The organism is Dysosmobacter segnis, assembly GCF_014297285.1.
In the GTDB taxonomy this organism is placed as follows: Bacteria; Bacillota; Clostridia; order Oscillospirales; family Oscillospiraceae; genus Oscillibacter; species Oscillibacter segnis.
Window position 1 is genome coordinate 73,134 of sequence record NZ_JACOQI010000007.1, and the last position, 14,587, is coordinate 87,720.

The following is a 14,587-nucleotide window of genomic DNA, read 5'->3' on the forward strand; positions in this document are numbered from 1 at the left end:
GTAAATAGCAAAAAGCGGAACGGAGAGCTTCTCCGTTCCTCTTTTTCATTCTTTTTACGCTTGTTTTCTCAATGGTATGGTGAAGGTAAAGCGGGTGGACGCCGCATCGCTCTCCGCCTTCAGTGCGCCCTTATGTTCCCGGGCGATGGTGTCCGCAATAGCCAGTCCCAATCCAAACCCGGATTTTTCCCCCCGGGAGGCGTCCGCCCGGTAAAATCGCTCAAACAGATGGGCCAGATGCTCCGGTGGAATGGGGTCACCGGGATTGGTAACGGTGAGCCGGGCCTGCCGGTCCATCTTTTCCAGCGTCAAGGTGATATGGCCGCCCTCCGCGCCGTATTTCACGGCATTGTCCAGCAGAATGGAGATCAGCCGCCGCAGGCGGTCAGCGTCCCCCACCACGGTAATGTCCGCCGTGATCCGCTCCTCCAAAGGTTTTCCCGCCTCAAAGGCCACCGGCTCAAAGGCCAGCACGCAGTCCGTGGCCACATCGGAGAGGTTCAGCGGCTCCATGGCGGCAGGCCGGACGCCGTTGTCCGCCCGGGCCAAGGTCAGCATCTGCTCCACCAGAGTGCGCATCTGCTCCGCCTCGGTATGGATGTTGCCGCTCCACCGGGCAGGCTTTTCCGCAAGACCTGCCCCCTCCAACAGTTCCGCGTTGGAGAGGATTACCGTCAGCGGCGTCTTCAGCTCGTGGGAGGCATCCGACAAAAACTGCCGCTGCTGCTTCCATGCCTTCTCCACCGGCCGTGTGACCCAGCGGGATGCCGCTGCCGCAATGCCCAGCAGCACCAGCATGGCCCCCAGTGCAATCAGCAGGTAGGAACGGACCAGCCGCCGCAGCACCGCCTGCTCCATGGACATATCCACAAAGGCCAGTTTCCGGTAAAGGCCGTTGTCCATGGAGAGGTAGCGGAGATGGTACTCGTTGACCGTCCCCTCCGCCGCTTCCTGCTCCAGGCATTGGCTGAGAATGTCCCGCAGGGTATCGGTATTCTCCAAATCGGCATAGGTACCGCCGGTGATATAGGCGGTATCCCCCCAGATATTCACTGTGAAATAAGGCAGCAGCACCCGGTCCCCGCCGATCTCAATGGTGGGGTTGGGCACAGCGCCCCGGCCGCTGTCCTCCCGCAAGACCTGATACAGCATTTGGCGGCTGAGGTCCTCAATATTCTGCCGGACGGCGTGATAGGCGGCGCCGAACACCGCCGAGAGCACCAGGGCCACCAGCCCCATGCACACCGCCACGAATTTCCAGCGCAGTTTCCGGATCATGACAAGTGCCTCCCCTTGTCGAAAAGTCTGTGGAAAATGTTGAAAAAGCTGTGGAAAAGTCGAATAGTCAGGTTTCCTGCTCCAACCGGTAGCCCACCATGCGGATGGTACGGATCTTTACCTTCGAGTGGAGGTAGTCCAGCTTTTTCCTCAAAAAGGAAATGTAGACCTCCACATTGTTGTCCTCGGCATCGGATTCATACCCCCACAGCTTGAGGATCAGATTCTCCTTGGTGAGGACCATTTCCCGGCTCCGCATTAGCAGCTCCAGCATATCAAATTCCTTCCGGCTGAGCCGGACAGACCGCTCTCCGCAGCTAAGCTGAAAGGTATCCGTTTCCAGCCGCAGATCGCCGTATTCCAGATTCTGAGAGGCCCGCTGCTCCGGCTGACGCCGGGTCAGCATCCGGACGCAAGCCAGCAGTTCCTTGGGTTCAAAGGGCTTGGTGAGGTAATAGTCCGCACCGCAGTCCAGCCCCTCCACCCGGTCCGCAAGCTCCGAACGGGCCGAGAGCATCAGCACCGGGACGGTTTTCCTCGCCTGCCGCAGCGCCCGCAGGACGGAAAATCCGTCCTTCTTCGGCAGCATCACATCTAAAATCACCAGATCATAGATGTCGGACAAAGCGTTATCCAAACCGCTTTCCCCGTCATGACAGATGTCCGCGGTATAGCGCTCCAGCTCCAGCAGGTCCCGGAGGGTCTCTGCCAGACGGACCTCATCCTCCACTATGAGAACACGCATCGTTCTTCCCTCCCGTCAGGACGCTTCCTCCATTCCCTGATAGGCCAACCGCATCATGGGGTCCAGCAGCTCCAGCTCCATGAGGTAGATGGCCGGCTCGTCCCCGAAGCGGACGTAGCGGCCGGTGCCGCCCATATTCTGCGTTCCGACGTTCATTTCAAAAATGCCCTCAATGCCGGTGGCGGTCTGATAATGCACCGTCAGCGTCACAGGGTCCTGAAAACCGCAGAAGGTCACCGCGTCATCAGAGGGACGGAAGTCCACACATTCCGCCACTTTCAGAGCCGCCAGATCCTCCAGCAGCGCCCGCAGGGACGGGGCATCGGTAATATTGGCCCCGCCGGAACGCCAGGAAACGGCAGTGCTGTCATCCTCCGCATGGGTGGCAGTGAGCACTGTGGAATTCCGGACCTGAGTACTGTTCCCTTCCAGATCCACCTGCTCCACCAGCGGCCCCTGCAGCTGGATGGACGTGATGGTGCTCTCCGTCAATTCCGGCAGCACCGGCAGGCGGCACATCTGGTAGATGGGCGTCTGCATGGCCTGACGCAGCGTTCCCGCCAGAATAAAAACGTGGTCCGGGTCGCTGTTGATAGTCGCGTAATAGCTGGTTCCATCGGTGGTGGCATTCCCCAAGGTAACGGTCAGCACCGCGTCATCCGGAGCTGTGGCCGTCAGGCTCACATCCGGGGCATCCAATCCGTACACCGACAGGTCCTCCGGCATATCCAGCGTCTGCTGGGGCTTGAGGGTCTCCAAAATCGTCAGAATGGACTTGACGTTGGTATCGTCCAGCGGGAAGTCCGGCTCACTGTCCCAGGTCCAGACGCCGTTCTCATTCAGGGAGAAGGACAGCGTTGTGGAACCGTTGCTGTAAGACAGGGCCACATATTCACTCTGGGCTGCCTCCGCGATGTCCGACGGGGAAACGGTGTTCTGATCCTTGGCAGCCTGGGCCGCCCGGTAGCGGATGCTCAACACGACGAGCACCGCAGCGCACAGCACCGCCAGAATGATGCTCAGAATCGTAATCAATCGTTTTTCTTTCCAGCTCATGAAAGCCTCCTTATTGTTGTATCACGCCGGTTTTCGGCGAAATTCCACATTGTGACAGAATATTATACCACGCATCCGCCTGTGGGACAAGCGGAACCTGTGTCATCAGAAACATGGTTTTCCGCAAAAATTTCAAAAATTCAAATCTGCCCTCTTGACAATTCCCCATTTTGTGTTATTGTATTAGTTGCTTAACACAATAACACGAGGAGGTGGCTCATGAACTGGCAGTTTTCCAATGATGCCCCGATCTACGCCCAGCTCATCGGGCAGATCCGGGCCGGCATCGTCTCCGGTGCGTTCTCGCCGGGAGAGCGGCTGCCCTCCGTGCGGGATCTGGCTATGGAGGCGGGCGTCAACCCCAACACCATGCAGCGGGCCTTGACGGAACTGGAGCGGGACGGACTGGTGTACAGCCAGCGGACCTCCGGCCGCTATGTAACGGAGGATCAGACGGCCATTACGGAGGCCCGCCATACACTGGCGGCGGACCGGGTGCGGTCCTTTCTGACCGATATGGAGCGTCTGGGATTTGAAAAGGAAGACTTGCTGTCGCTGCTGCGGCAGGAGTCGGAAAAGGAGTGAACATATGCCGATTTTAGAATGTAACCAGCTCTCCAAGAGCTACGGCAAGGTTCCGGCGCTGGATGGCGTCAGCTTTGCCATTGAGCCGGGCCGGATCGTGGGCCTTTTAGGTCCCAACGGCAGCGGCAAGACCACCCTCATCAAGCTGGCCAATGGCCTGCTGACCCCCAGCAGCGGGGAAATTTTGATCGACGGCAGGACCCCCGGCCGGGAGACCCACGCCATGGTCAGCTATCTGCCGGAGCGCACCGCCATCCCCACCTGGATGAGCGCCGGTCAGCTCATGGATTTTTACGAGGATTTCTACCCGGACTTCCGCCGTCAGGCTGCGGAGGAGATGCTTCACCATCTGAACATCCAGCCCAAGCAGCGGATCAAGCAGATGAGCAAGGGCACCCGGGAAAAGGTTCAGCTCATTATGGTCATGAGCCGGGCCGCCCGGCTGTATCTGCTGGACGAGCCCATCGGCGGCGTGGACCCCGCCACACGGGATTATATTCTCTCCACCATTATTTCCAACTATAACCCCGATGCCGCCGTGGTCATTTCCACCCACCTCATTGCCGACGTGGAAAAGGTACTGGATGAGGTGGTGTTCATCGACCGGGGGCATCTGGTGCTACAGTCCTCCGTGGATCAGATTCGGGAGGAAAAGGGCATGAGCGTGGACGCGCTGTTCCGGGAGGTGTTCAAATGCTGAGAAAGTTGTTGAAGCATGAGTTCCGGGCCACCGGCCGGATCATGCTGCCCCTGTTCGGCATCCTGCTGCTGGTGTCTGTGGGTGCCAATTTCTCCAGCCGGGGTATGCTGAATTCTGACAGCTCCCTCCTGCGCACGCTGGGTACCATCTTCATCATGCTGTTCATCGTGGGGATCTTCGCCGTGGGAATCATCTCTTTTGTGTTGATGATCAACCGGTTTTACAAAAATCTCCTGCAGGACGAGGGCTACGTAATGATGACCCTTCCGGTGTGCGTCCACCAACAGATCTGGAGCAAGCTCATCGTCTCTACCGTCTGGTTCGCCGCCACTGTTGTGGTGATCGGTCTCTCCTGCTGCATCATGGCCTTTGACATCCGTTTTGTGGGTGATCTGTGGCACGGCTTCCTGAATCTGCTGGACTACGCAGTCCGGATAAACCACCTGGATCTGGTGGCCAACGGCGCGGCCTTCGCCGTGGAACTGCTGCTTTTGTGCGTACTGGGCTCCTTCGGCCTGTGTCTGCGCTTTTATTCGGCCATGTCCATCGGCTTCAGTTTTCCCAATCACAAGGGGCTTCTGAGCGTGGCATTCTATATCGCAACGGGCATTGCTCTCCAGATTCTGGGCGGCCTCGGCATGGCACTGGTGAACGATTCCTGGTTCCACCGGCTTCTGCTGGGCTGGGAGCCCAACGTTTCCGTTGTGGCCGGTATGCACCTGGGTATGTGGTTTTTGATCATTCTGGAACTTATTTACTGTGCCGTTTTCTATTTCTTAACAGTTTACTTCTTGCAAAAACACCTGAATCTGGAGTAAACTATGATAGCCGATGCCCCGGCGGTCACACGCCGGGGCAATTTTTATGCAAGGGGGACCTCATGGCCTTTTGGGAAACCGTTCTGAGAAAGTACATTATGACCATGGCCATCGCCGCCGTTCCGGTGGTGGAGCTGCGGGGAGCCATCCCCGCCGGGATCGCCGCCGGGCTGGACCCGTGGCTGGCCTGCGGCGCTGCCATCTTCGGCAACCTGCTGCCAGTGCCCTTTATCATCCTGCTGGTGCGTCAGGTCTTTGACCGGCTGCGGAAGCACGCCTTCTTCGCTCCGAAGATCGATGCCTTGGAGCGCCGTGCCCACCTGAAGGGGCGTCTGGTGCGGAAATACCGTCTGCTGGGGCTGATGCTGTTCGTGGCCATCCCCCTGCCGGGGACCGGAGCCTGGACCGGGGCTCTGATTGCGGCCTTTCTGAACATCCGCCTGCGCCACGCTCTGCCTGCCATCACGCTGGGACTGCTCATTGCCGGAAGTCTCGTGACCCTGATGACGCTGGGGCTGATCCACCTGCTCTGACACGGCTTGCCCCGTTTTCAACTGCAGGATCGCTTTTGATCTGATTCCGCCAAGCAACAGGCCAGGCATTCATTTTGGATGCCTGGCCTGTTGTTTCAGCGTGTTGAAAAAGCCTTTTCTCCCCGCTGAGTAAGTTTTCAGAACTTTTGTAAAGTTCTGAAAACTTGGGAGATTTCAATGGCGCAGGACACCCTTCTTGGGTTTCCCGCGCACACCCTTCCTTACCATTGCGGAGAATTTACCACTTAATCGACAGTCTCCAACAACAGGCCGGGCATCCGAATGGATGCCCGGCCTGTTGTTTCGTTTTAAGATTACTCGTCGGAGAGGACATCCTGCCGGCACGTCCAGTCACGGCGGCTCTCCCGTCGGTGCATGGCCTCTGCCGCTTCGTTCAGCCATGTGCGCATCTGCTGCGGAGTGATACTGCCAACGCAGTAGCCGCCGATCAGAGCCAGCTCCACCGCCTTGTCCAGCGCGGGCAGCTTTTCCAGGCAGCCGTCCTCGCAGGCCAGATACACCTTGCACTCCGGCAGCCTGCGCCGCACCTCGATGGCGATGTCGCAGCGGGCGGAAACGTCCTTGGTATCCTCCGCCGCCGGGGAAAAATCGGTTTCCAGCAGCAAAAGATCCACGTTCTCCGCCTCACACTGCCAGATCACATCCTCGCCGTGGTCGGAGAGGATGCCCAGGGGTCTGCATCCCCCCAGCCGCGCAAGCCAGTCTGCCGCCCGACGGGTCATAGCAGATGTGGTAAAGCATACCGCCGCTCTGGGCGGCGTCGGCTCCGTTCCGCCGCAGGTGGACAGCTCCCGCTTTTGGAAAGTGCTCATCCAGACGCCCCCTTTGCTCCCGTCTCTTTAGACAGCCACGTCCCACATTCGGGACAGTACACCGCAACGTCCGTGACCACCACACCGCAGCCGGGACAGCAGCGATGGCGGGCGCGGTAGAAGTCATAGAGGGTCTCCTTTGGCAGCGCCGTGCCGCAGGAGATACAGTCTGTCCGGTAAGCGCCGTTGCCCCTGCCGCAGGCCGGGCAGATCTTGCGTCCCCGCAGAGTCTCCGGCCCGAAGCCATATTCCAGAAGGGACACCCGGCGCAAGGCCTTTTTGGTTTCCAGGTCATACTCCGTCATTCGGTTCTTCCCTCCTCTTCCTCTGTGCCGCCCACCAGCAGCCGTGCCCCGCAGGCGGGGCAGAAGAAGGCGTCCGGGTCTTTCAGCCTGATGCCGCAGTGGTGGCAGAACACAGGGTATTCGTTCTCCCAGGGGGCGCAGTCCAGACACCGCTCCGCGTTGATGTTGAACATGGCGGAGGATACATACCGGCCGCATTGGGGGCATCGGTCAAAGGCCCACCGCCCCTCCGTCTCCCACGCGATCTCCAGTGCCTCGTCCTCCGCATCCGCCCGAATGGACTTGGTCACGCAGCACAGCTCACCGGAAATGTCGCAGTAGAACCGAAAGACCCGCTTACCGCCGGGACCGGCGATGACCCGGTAGGCGGCCGTTTTCTTCGCCTGAACCATCCGTATTTCCCCCTTCTTTCCCGCTTTTCGCCTTGTAAAAACGCCGTGGGGTGTGCTACAATAAAGTGTATGAACTTGAAGCTGGGCAGCGGCTGCCGCCCCGCTTTGACAAATTTACCTCACTTTTTGTATAGCATGGATCTCTTATTTTGTTAACCCTAATTTCTCCGAATTAGGGGCCTGAAGGCTAAATTTTACCGAAAAGCTTCAAAAATACCGCTGATTTATGAACAGCTTCTCGATTTTGGAGGGTTTCCCATGAAAAAGCGTCTGTTTTCCCTGCTGCTGGTATCCGCCCTTGTGTTTACCCTCTCCGGCTGCGGAGAGAAGTCCCTGCTCCGGGAGAGCGACCCGGTGACGCTGAACTTCTGGCACGTTTACGGCGAGCAGTCCGGCTCGCCTATGGATCTGCTGGTGCAGGAATTCAACCGTACCGTGGGGCAGAAGAAGGCGTCCGGGTACAGGTGACCAATCTCAGCAGTGCCTCCAAGATCGGCGGCTTCCTCAAGGAAGCCCAGAAGGGCGGCAGAGACGCACCGGAAATGCCCGATCTGTTCACCTGCCACATCAGCGACGCCACGGCGCTGGGCTCGGACAATCTGGTAGATTGGAACGCTTGGTTTACGGCGGAGGAGCTCTCTAACTTTGTCCCCGGCTTTCTGGCCGACGGCATGACGGAGGACGGAACCCTGCTTCTCTTCCCTATTTCCAAATCCACCCAGCTTCTGATGTGCAACGGCAGCGGCTTCGCCCGCTTTTCTCAGGCCACCGGCGTCAGTTACGCAGACCTTTCCACATGGGAGAGCTTTTACGATGCTGCCGGAAAGTTCTATGACTGGTCCGGCGGCGAGGCCTTCTGCGCACTGGACTATCCCATCCGTTCTGTAGAATTGAACGCATTGGAGCACGGCAGCGGTGATTTTTACACAAAAAACGGCTGGTATGATACCAATAATGCCGTATTCAAGGAGAGCTGGATGCAGTTCGCCCGCTCTCTGGCTCAGGGCCACGTGGTGGTCTCCGATCTCTATTCCAACACGCAGGTCATGACAGGCGATGTGCTCTCCGGCCTCGGCTCCTTCGCGGCGATTCTCTACTACAACGATACCGTCACCTATCAGGACGGGACACAGGAGCCTATGGATCTCCATGTGCTGCCCATGCCGAAAACGGCCGGGGTGGATGCCCTCATGACGCAGGCGGGCGTGGGGCTGTGTGCCTACAAGACCACCGCTCAGAAGGCAGAGGCCGCCGCGCTGTTTGTCCGCTGGCTGACGGAAAACGAACGAAATCTGGACTTCGTGGCTCAGACCGGCTATATGCCGGTGCGGAACGGCGCCTTTGACGCCATCGAAAATTATGACAAGTTCCCGGAACCGATTGAAAGCTACCGTCAGCTTTACGCAGCCCTGAAAATCATGTAGGAAAGCTACACTCCCTTATCCGAGCCTCGCTTTGAGGGCTACTACGGAAAGGTCAGCCAACTTTATGATGGTCTGCGGAAAATGCAGCAGGAGCTTCCCGGCCGTGCTGCTGCCGGTGAAAGCATTGACGCACTGGCAGGGGAAACCTGGGCGCTGCTGTGTGCTATCCATTGAGAACACTGTCATGCTGAAAGAGGGGGACAGCCCATGTCCGGGTTTTCTTTTTCCAAGCTGAAACAGGCCAAGCCCTCCATGCGACGGCGGCTGTTTCTCTATATGGGCGCACTGGCGGCGCTGCTGCTGGTAACGCTGTTCGCCGTCCTCCTTCTGTTGGGACAGTTGAAAAGCCCACGGGAGGAACTGGTAAAGACACTGACCTTCCGGATGGAGGCCTTTCAGTCGGACATGGAATCCCTGTGGCGGAATGTCTCCGTAATGGGGCTTCATCTCTCCGAGGACATGACCGCCATTCTGGAAAAACAGACAACGGATCTTTCCGACCTAAACGGAGACGCGGATGCTGTGGAGCGGCTGGAGGATGCCATGTTGGAGCCGCTGTGCCAGTATGTCCGTCAGACGGACTGCTCCGGCGCGTTTGTGATGCTGAACACCTCTCCCTTGTCAGCAATACTGAATCCTTCAGCGGCCTGTATGTCCAGCGGAGCAACGCCGCCCACACCACAAGTGGGCTGCTGCTCTACCGCGGCATGGCGGACATCGGACGGCGGCATGATGTGATGCCCCACCGGAAATGGGCGCAGGAGTTTGACCTGTCGGAGTTCCCCGGCTTTGCCGAACATCTGAAAACGGCATCCGTTCCCATTGAGCGTGACTGCCGGACAACCTCACTGCTGACCCTGCCCGACACCTCTGAACGCGCGATCCTTCTGACAGTTCCCATGCTGGGTGTGGATGGTACTGTATACGGTTTGTGCGGCTTTGCAGTAAACCAGACCTACTTCTCCTCTCACCATGTTCAGCCCTCCGGCATCAACCGTCTGGCCTGTATCCTGTCGGACAGTGCGGCGGGGCTGGATATTTCAAAGGGCCTTCTGGCCTATCCCGCAAATGGCTTCTGCTTTGTCCCGGACGAGTTGCTGACGGAAAAACCGCTCCAGGAAGGGCTAACCTCCTACACCGGAGCGGAGCTGTCCTTCGTGGGCCTGTCCCGGCCCTTCATGGCCGCCGACGGGGACGTGGAACCGCATATTCTCACGGTGCTGATCCCCAAAAGCGATTACGCTAACCTCCTGCTGAAGAGCCGGTTGGAGATCGGCGGGCTGCTGATGCTGCTGGTATTTTTCGGTGGAGCCTGCTGTCTGTTTTACACGCGGCGTTATTTCAGGCCCATTCTGGAAGACATTGATCATGTCACCGAGATCGGCGGTGATGAGGGACAGCCCTTTTTTGAAGAACTTCTGCCCCTTTCCACCAAACTCCGTGACCACGAACAGACCATTACCGATCTGGAAACAGAAAAACAGGATCTACAGGGGCAGATGGAGCAGGTGGAGGCCAACGCCAAGCGCTTGGCGCAAAAACGAAAGGACGAAATTGACCCGGAAGAGTATCATGTGTTCCTTTCTTCCTATCAAAAGCTGGGGGCCGAATCTCGGGCTGTGATCGATGCAATGGTTGACGGAGTCAGTGCTCAGGTGCTTGCGGAACAGCTCGGAAAAAAGATGAGCACAGTCTACTCCTACCGTCGGGATATTTACGAAAAGGTGGGTATTCAGGGGGAGAACAAGCTCCAGCAGCTCCGTGTCCGCGTCTCGCTCATGCGGCGGGAGCAAACAGAATACGGCGGTTCCCCCGCCCCCTCTAACGGCGAAAACGCCGGGCAAGCGGTAAATCCCAACTGTTCACGGGCTGAAAGTGTAAACACTTTCAGCCCGTGTTTTTATATATCCTAATTCCCTTTTGTCTTTCTATGCCCTCTGAAACCATCGAAGATACAAGGCTCTGGATCCTTTTAGAATACAAAGTCAAACTGGAACCTTGTTATAAAGGAACCCCGACAGACATCGCAAAGCGATGATCTGTCGGGGTTTTCCCGGATTCAGTTGTGATCTCGATCAAAGACGGACTGCGCCGGGATTTGATCCGTAGACGGAGTCTTAGGCCTGAGGAGCAGCCTCTTCCGCAGCCTTCTTGGCAGCGGCGGCCTTCTCAGCCTGAGCCTTCTTGATGGCCTTATACTTTTCCTTCTCCTCAGCGGTGGCCTTGGGGAGGATGGCGTCACGGGGGCAGACCTTGGTGCAGAGCTTGCAGCCCACGCACTTGTCATAGTCGATGACGGCCACGCCGTTGACCACATGGATGGCGTCCTTCTTGCACTCCTTCTCGCACAGGCCGCAGCCGATGCAGGAGTTGCCGCAGACGCTCATAGCAGCCTTACCCTTATCCAGGTTGGCGCAGGCCACATGGACCTTCTTGCTGGCGGGCACGGAGGTAATCAGGCCGCGGGGGCAGGCCTTCATGCAGGCGCCGCAGTTGGTGCACTTCTCAGGGTCCACAACGGCGGTGCCGTTGGGGCCGATGGACATAGCGCCGAACTGGCAGGCGTTCACGCAGGAGCCGAAGCCCAGGCAGCCGAAGCGGCAGTCCAGAGGACCGGCAGCAATCTTGGTGGCAGAGAGGCAGTCATGCACGCCCACATACTCAAAGCGCTTCTTAGCAGCCTCGCCGCCGTTGCAGCGGACGAAGGCCACCTGACGCTCACCGGTGGGAGCAGCCATGCCCATGATCTCAGCGATGGCAGCAGCATTGTCGGGGCCTGCGGGAGCGCAAGCGGTGACAGGAGCGTTGCCGGCCAGGATGGCAGCAGCACAGCCGCCGCATCCGGGGTAGCCGCAGCCGCCGCAGTTAGCGCCGGCCAGATGGCTGAGGATAGCCTCCTCGCGGGGATCCTTTTTGACCTCAAAGATCTTGGAAGCCACGGACAGGATCAGTCCGAACAGAGCGCCCAGAGCGCCCAGAACTGCGATAGCAGCAATAATATTTCCCATCTTTCCTACCTCCTTACCAAACCTTCAGGCCGGAGAAGCCCATAAAGGCCAGAGCCATCAGGCCGGCGGTGATCAGCGCGATGGGGAAACCGTCCCAGCACTTGGGATAGTCAGCGAACACCAGACGCTCACGGATGCTGGCGAACAGCACGATGGCCAGCAGGAAGCCCAGACCGCCGGTGATGCCGTAGACCACAGACTCAATGAAGTTGTAGCCATTCTGCACGTTCAGCAGCACAACGCCCAGAACTGCGCAGTTGGTGGTGATCAGGGGCAGATACACGCCAAGAGCGGTATACAGAGCGGGCATGGCCTTCTGGAGGAACATCTCGATGAACTGCACCAGAGAAGCGATGACCAGAATGAATGCCACGGTCTGCATGTAAGCCAGATCCAGGGGGATCAGGATGTACTTGTTCACCACAAAGCACACAGCGGAGGCCAGACCCATAACGAAGGTAACGGCCACGCCCATGCCCACTGCGGTATCCACCTTCTTGGAAACGCCCAGGAAGGGGCAGCAGCCCAGGAACTGGGAGAAGATGAAGTTGTTTGCCAGGATTGCGCCCAGCGTGATCGAAAGCAGCTTAAAGATTTCCATTATTTGCTCTCCTCCTTATCCTTCTTGGGACGAGCCAGAGCCCACTGCATGGCAGCGATCAGAGCAGCCAGCACCAGGAAGCCGCCCACAGGCAGGGTCAGCATACCGATACCGTAATCAGCGGGGAAGATCTGGATGCCCACATGCTGACCAGCCTCGTTCACAGCGCCCAGGACGCCGCCGCCGAAGGTGCCGCCGCCCAGGAACTCACGGATGATGCACATAGCCAGCAGGACCCAGGTGTAGCCGATGCCCTGGAAGATGCCGTCAAAGAAAGAGGCAACCATGCCGTTCTTGTAGGAGAAAGCCTCCGCACGGCCCAGGATGATGCAGTTCACCACGATCAAGGGGATGAACACGCCCAGAGAGTTGGCCAGATCCGGCAGGAATGCCTGAATAGACAGGTCCACGCAGGTCACGAAGCCGGCGATCACCACGATGAACATTGCGATACGGATCTTATCAGGGATGATCTTCCGCATAGCGGAGATAATGACGTTGGACAGGGTCAGGATGATGGTAACCGCCACACCCATGCCGATGCCGTTGAAGAAAGAGGTGGTGATGGCCATGGTAGAGCACATGCCCAGCACCTGAACCAGAACGGGGTTCTGCGTCAGCATACCGTCCTTGAATTGTTTACCAAGATTCATACTTCAGTGTCCTCCTCTCTTAACCGATGACGCCGGCAGCAGCCAAAGCGGCATTGACGCCGGTGGTCACACCCTTGGTGGACACGGTAGCGCCGGTGATGGCGTCCACGTTGGAGCCAACGGACAGAACACCGTCAGCGGCGGACTTGCCGATAAACTGATCCAGAACGCGGGTGCCGTTGGTCAGAGGCTCGTTGCTCATGACCTTGGAGCCGATACCGGAGGTCTCAGAGTTGGTGACAATGGAAACACCGGTGACAGCACCGTCCATGTCGATACCCACCATCATGGAGATGGTGCCCTGAGAGCCGGAAGCCTCCACGTTGATAGCGTAGCCCACAGGCTGACCGCCGGACTGAGCCTGATAGACGGCTGCCAGAGTACCGCCCTGAGCGGTGGCAGCGGCGGTCATATCGTCGGTCAGCTCCATAGCGTCGGAGAAATCGTCGGCCTCAATGACCTTCTGCATAGCGGCCACGGTCTTTTCCCAGGTGATCGCGGCGATCTTATCCTTGGTGATGCTGTTGACCCAGCCCAGCAGGCCAGCCACGACCATGCAGGTAAGCAGCAGGGTCACAGTCAGCTTGATGATGTACTTGGGGTCCATATTGACCTTTTCCTTGGTCTTCACTTCATTGCTCATTTCGCGGCTGCCTCCTTCTTGTCGGATTTCACCACGCCGAAACGAACGGGCTTGGTGTACTTGTCGATCAATGCGGTGCAGCAGTTCATGACCATGATGGAGTAGCAAACGCCCTCATTGTAAGAACCGAAGTACCGGATGAACACGGTGAACAGGCCGCAGCCGATACCGTAGATCAGCTGGCCCTTCTTGGTGACAGGGGAGGTGGCATAGTCGGTAGCCATGAAGAAAGCGCCCAGGAACAGGCCGCCGCCGAAGATGCTGTAAAGCATATACTCAGCGCCGCCGGCCTTGGGGAACAGCACGGTCAGAACAGCCACGGTGGCGATGTAAGCCACGGGAGTCTGCCAGTTGATGACCTTGCGCCAGATCAGGTACAGACCGCCGATGAGCAGCATCAGGGCAGAAACCTCACCCATGGAGCCGCCCACCTTGCCCAGGAACATATCACCCACGGAGGCGATCTGCTTCAGGCCCTCCAGATCACCGGTCTTCAGATAGGCCAGCGGGGTCGCGGCGGAAACCACGTCCACAGGCATACCGCCGCCGATGGCGGCCTTGGTGCCGGCAGGCAGCCAGGTGGTCATGGCGCCGGCATAGCTGGCCAGCAGAGCGGCACGGCCTGCCAGAGCAGGGTTCAGGAAGTTCTTGCCGATGCCGCCAAAGAGCTGCTTGACCACAATGATGGCAAAGAAGTCACCGATGAGGATCATCCACAGCGGGGTGGTGGCGGGGCAGACGAAAGCCAGCAGCATACCGGTGACCACAGCGGAGAGGTCATCGATGGACTGGGGCTTGTGCATGAGTTTGCGGTACAGTCCCTCAAAGACAACGCAGCCAATGACGGACACGGCGGTGAGGAGCAGAGCCTCCACGCCGAAGTAAATGATGGCCCAGATCAGAGCGGGACACATGGCAATGATGACGTCCAGCATGATGGACCGGGTGGTCTCACTGCCGCGGATGTGAGGGTTGGAAGTGGCAATGAGCTTCAAATTCTTGTAATCGGTCAT

19 protein-coding genes are annotated in these 14,587 nt (G+C 58.4%); 8 read left to right on the forward strand and 11 right to left on the reverse strand.

What is annotated here, in order from left to right; genetic code table 11:
- Positions 1-54: 54 nt before the first annotated feature.
- The 3 genes from H8Z83_RS08805 to H8Z83_RS08815 form a co-directional block, all read right to left on the reverse strand.
- On the reverse strand, positions 55-1,278 hold the full coding sequence (locus H8Z83_RS08805) for a sensor histidine kinase (protein ID WP_187014669.1): 1,224 nt from the start codon (positions 1,276-1,278) through the stop codon (positions 55-57).
- A gap of 67 nt (positions 1,279-1,345) precedes the next feature.
- Positions 1,346-2,023 (reverse strand): response regulator transcription factor, encoded by a 678-nt coding sequence (locus H8Z83_RS08810; RefSeq protein ID WP_187014670.1) that lies wholly within the window; start codon positions 2,021-2,023, stop codon positions 1,346-1,348.
- A 15-nt stretch (positions 2,024-2,038) separates the two neighbouring features.
- The gene (locus H8Z83_RS08815) at positions 2,039-3,079 is read right to left on the reverse strand and encodes a DUF4340 domain-containing protein (protein ID WP_187014671.1); all 1,041 of its coding nucleotides are present in this window, start codon (positions 3,077-3,079) and stop codon (positions 2,039-2,041) included.
- Between the two features lie 219 nt (positions 3,080-3,298).
- Here H8Z83_RS08815 and H8Z83_RS08820 point away from each other — a divergent pair, with 219 nt between their 5' ends.
- The 4 genes from H8Z83_RS08820 to H8Z83_RS08835 all read left to right on the forward strand — a co-directional run bounded on the left by H8Z83_RS08820 (position 3,299) and on the right by H8Z83_RS08835 (position 5,715).
- The gene (locus H8Z83_RS08820) at positions 3,299-3,664 is read left to right on the forward strand and encodes a GntR family transcriptional regulator (protein ID WP_187014672.1); all 366 of its coding nucleotides are present in this window, start codon (positions 3,299-3,301) and stop codon (positions 3,662-3,664) included.
- A gap of 4 nt (positions 3,665-3,668) precedes the next feature.
- Positions 3,669-4,364, forward strand: coding sequence for an ABC transporter ATP-binding protein (locus H8Z83_RS08825; protein WP_187014673.1), 696 nt, complete (start codon positions 3,669-3,671; stop codon positions 4,362-4,364).
- The gene (locus tag H8Z83_RS08830; RefSeq protein WP_187014674.1) at positions 4,358-5,182 is read left to right on the forward strand and encodes a hypothetical protein; all 825 of its coding nucleotides are present in this window, start codon (positions 4,358-4,360) and stop codon (positions 5,180-5,182) included. Before H8Z83_RS08825 ends, H8Z83_RS08830 begins: the two co-directional genes overlap by 7 nt.
- A gap of 62 nt (positions 5,183-5,244) precedes the next feature.
- Entirely contained in the window at positions 5,245-5,715 is a 471-nt protein-coding gene (locus H8Z83_RS08835; protein ID WP_187014675.1) for a COG2426 family protein, read from the forward strand.
- 314 nt (positions 5,716-6,029) lie between these two features.
- On the opposite strand, the gene H8Z83_RS08840 is transcribed toward H8Z83_RS08835, so the two are convergent.
- The 3 genes from H8Z83_RS08840 to H8Z83_RS08850 are packed head-to-tail and all read right to left on the reverse strand — an operon-like array spanning position 6,030 to position 7,245.
- Positions 6,030-6,548 carry a hypothetical protein gene (locus H8Z83_RS08840; RefSeq protein ID WP_187014676.1) on the reverse strand — a complete coding sequence of 173 codons (519 nt, stop codon included), beginning with the start codon at positions 6,546-6,548 and terminating at the stop codon, positions 6,030-6,032.
- Positions 6,545-6,853, reverse strand: coding sequence for a double zinc ribbon domain-containing protein (locus H8Z83_RS08845; RefSeq protein WP_187014677.1), 309 nt, complete (start codon positions 6,851-6,853; stop codon positions 6,545-6,547). Before H8Z83_RS08845 ends, H8Z83_RS08840 begins: the two co-directional genes overlap by 4 nt.
- A complete protein-coding gene (locus H8Z83_RS08850) occupies positions 6,850-7,245 on the reverse strand; it encodes a hypothetical protein (protein ID WP_187014678.1) in 396 nt (131 codons plus the stop codon). The genes H8Z83_RS08845 and H8Z83_RS08850 overlap by 4 nt, the downstream gene beginning before the upstream one ends.
- A 258-nt stretch (positions 7,246-7,503) precedes the next feature.
- On the opposite strand from H8Z83_RS08850, the gene H8Z83_RS19555 reads away from it, so the two are divergent.
- The 4 genes from H8Z83_RS19555 (at position 7,504) to H8Z83_RS08865 (ending at position 10,582) form a co-directional block, all read left to right on the forward strand.
- Positions 7,504-7,713: a hypothetical protein gene (locus tag H8Z83_RS19555; RefSeq protein ID WP_243184854.1), complete on the forward strand. Its 210-nt coding sequence runs from the start codon at positions 7,504-7,506 to the stop codon at positions 7,711-7,713.
- The gene (locus H8Z83_RS08855; RefSeq protein ID WP_366464012.1) at positions 7,710-8,669 is read left to right on the forward strand and encodes an extracellular solute-binding protein; all 960 of its coding nucleotides are present in this window, start codon (positions 7,710-7,712) and stop codon (positions 8,667-8,669) included. Before H8Z83_RS19555 ends, H8Z83_RS08855 begins: the two co-directional genes overlap by 4 nt.
- A 207-nt stretch (positions 8,670-8,876) precedes the next feature.
- Positions 8,877-9,407, forward strand: coding sequence for a hypothetical protein (locus H8Z83_RS08860; RefSeq protein WP_187014679.1), 531 nt, complete (start codon positions 8,877-8,879; stop codon positions 9,405-9,407).
- Positions 9,407-10,582, forward strand: coding sequence for a hypothetical protein (locus tag H8Z83_RS08865; RefSeq protein WP_187014680.1), 1,176 nt, complete (start codon positions 9,407-9,409; stop codon positions 10,580-10,582). Before H8Z83_RS08860 ends, H8Z83_RS08865 begins: the two co-directional genes overlap by 1 nt.
- 204 nt (positions 10,583-10,786) lie before the next feature.
- On the opposite strand, the gene H8Z83_RS08870 is transcribed toward H8Z83_RS08865, so the two are convergent.
- The 5 genes from H8Z83_RS08870 to H8Z83_RS08890 are packed head-to-tail and all read right to left on the reverse strand — an operon-like array spanning position 10,787 to position 14,587.
- A complete protein-coding gene (locus tag H8Z83_RS08870) occupies positions 10,787-11,677 on the reverse strand; it encodes an RnfABCDGE type electron transport complex subunit B (protein WP_187014681.1) in 891 nt (296 codons plus the stop codon).
- A gap of 13 nt (positions 11,678-11,690) precedes the next feature.
- Positions 11,691-12,278 carry an electron transport complex subunit RsxA gene (gene rsxA, locus H8Z83_RS08875; protein ID WP_187014682.1) on the reverse strand — a complete coding sequence of 196 codons (588 nt, stop codon included), beginning with the start codon at positions 12,276-12,278 and terminating at the stop codon, positions 11,691-11,693.
- The gene (gene rsxE / locus H8Z83_RS08880; protein WP_187014683.1) at positions 12,278-12,931 is read right to left on the reverse strand and encodes an electron transport complex subunit RsxE; all 654 of its coding nucleotides are present in this window, start codon (positions 12,929-12,931) and stop codon (positions 12,278-12,280) included. Before rsxE ends, rsxA begins: the two co-directional genes overlap by 1 nt.
- A gap of 19 nt (positions 12,932-12,950) precedes the next feature.
- Positions 12,951-13,574 carry an RnfABCDGE type electron transport complex subunit G gene (locus H8Z83_RS08885; protein WP_187014684.1) on the reverse strand — a complete coding sequence of 208 codons (624 nt, stop codon included), beginning with the start codon at positions 13,572-13,574 and terminating at the stop codon, positions 12,951-12,953.
- A complete protein-coding gene (locus H8Z83_RS08890) occupies positions 13,571-14,587 on the reverse strand; it encodes an RnfABCDGE type electron transport complex subunit D (RefSeq protein WP_187014685.1) in 1,017 nt (338 codons plus the stop codon). Before H8Z83_RS08890 ends, H8Z83_RS08885 begins: the two co-directional genes overlap by 4 nt.

Bases quoted from the DNA above. Each gene is read 5' to 3' on its own strand.
- H8Z83_RS08805 (WP_187014669.1), bottom strand. From the start codon at position 1,278: ATGATCCGGAAACTGCGCTGGAAATTCGTGGCGGTGTGCATGGGGCTG.
- H8Z83_RS08810 (WP_187014670.1), bottom strand. From the start codon at position 2,023: ATGCGTGTTCTCATAGTGGAGGATGAGGTCCGTCTGGCAGAGACCCTC.
- H8Z83_RS08815 (WP_187014671.1), bottom strand. From the start codon at position 3,079: ATGAGCTGGAAAGAAAAACGATTGATTACGATTCTGAGCATCATTCTG.
- H8Z83_RS08820 (WP_187014672.1), top strand. From the start codon at position 3,299: ATGAACTGGCAGTTTTCCAATGATGCCCCGATCTACGCCCAGCTCATC.
- H8Z83_RS08825 (WP_187014673.1), top strand. From the start codon at position 3,669: ATGCCGATTTTAGAATGTAACCAGCTCTCCAAGAGCTACGGCAAGGTT.
- H8Z83_RS08830 (WP_187014674.1), top strand. From the start codon at position 4,358: ATGCTGAGAAAGTTGTTGAAGCATGAGTTCCGGGCCACCGGCCGGATC.
- H8Z83_RS08835 (WP_187014675.1), top strand. From the start codon at position 5,245: ATGGCCTTTTGGGAAACCGTTCTGAGAAAGTACATTATGACCATGGCC.
- H8Z83_RS08840 (WP_187014676.1), bottom strand. From the start codon at position 6,548: ATGAGCACTTTCCAAAAGCGGGAGCTGTCCACCTGCGGCGGAACGGAG.
- H8Z83_RS08845 (WP_187014677.1), bottom strand. From the start codon at position 6,853: ATGACGGAGTATGACCTGGAAACCAAAAAGGCCTTGCGCCGGGTGTCC.
- H8Z83_RS08850 (WP_187014678.1), bottom strand. From the start codon at position 7,245: ATGGTTCAGGCGAAGAAAACGGCCGCCTACCGGGTCATCGCCGGTCCC.
- H8Z83_RS19555 (WP_243184854.1), top strand. From the start codon at position 7,504: ATGAAAAAGCGTCTGTTTTCCCTGCTGCTGGTATCCGCCCTTGTGTTT.
- H8Z83_RS08860 (WP_187014679.1), top strand. From the start codon at position 8,877: ATGTCCGGGTTTTCTTTTTCCAAGCTGAAACAGGCCAAGCCCTCCATG.
- H8Z83_RS08865 (WP_187014680.1), top strand. From the start codon at position 9,407: ATGCCCCACCGGAAATGGGCGCAGGAGTTTGACCTGTCGGAGTTCCCC.
- H8Z83_RS08870 (WP_187014681.1), bottom strand. From the start codon at position 11,677: ATGGGAAATATTATTGCTGCTATCGCAGTTCTGGGCGCTCTGGGCGCT.
- rsxA (WP_187014682.1), bottom strand. From the start codon at position 12,278: ATGGAAATCTTTAAGCTGCTTTCGATCACGCTGGGCGCAATCCTGGCA.
- rsxE (WP_187014683.1), bottom strand. From the start codon at position 12,931: ATGAATCTTGGTAAACAATTCAAGGACGGTATGCTGACGCAGAACCCC.
- H8Z83_RS08885 (WP_187014684.1), bottom strand. From the start codon at position 13,574: ATGAGCAATGAAGTGAAGACCAAGGAAAAGGTCAATATGGACCCCAAG.
- H8Z83_RS08890 (WP_187014685.1), bottom strand. From the start codon at position 14,587: ATGACCGATTACAAGAATTTGAAGCTCATTGCCACTTCCAACCCTCAC.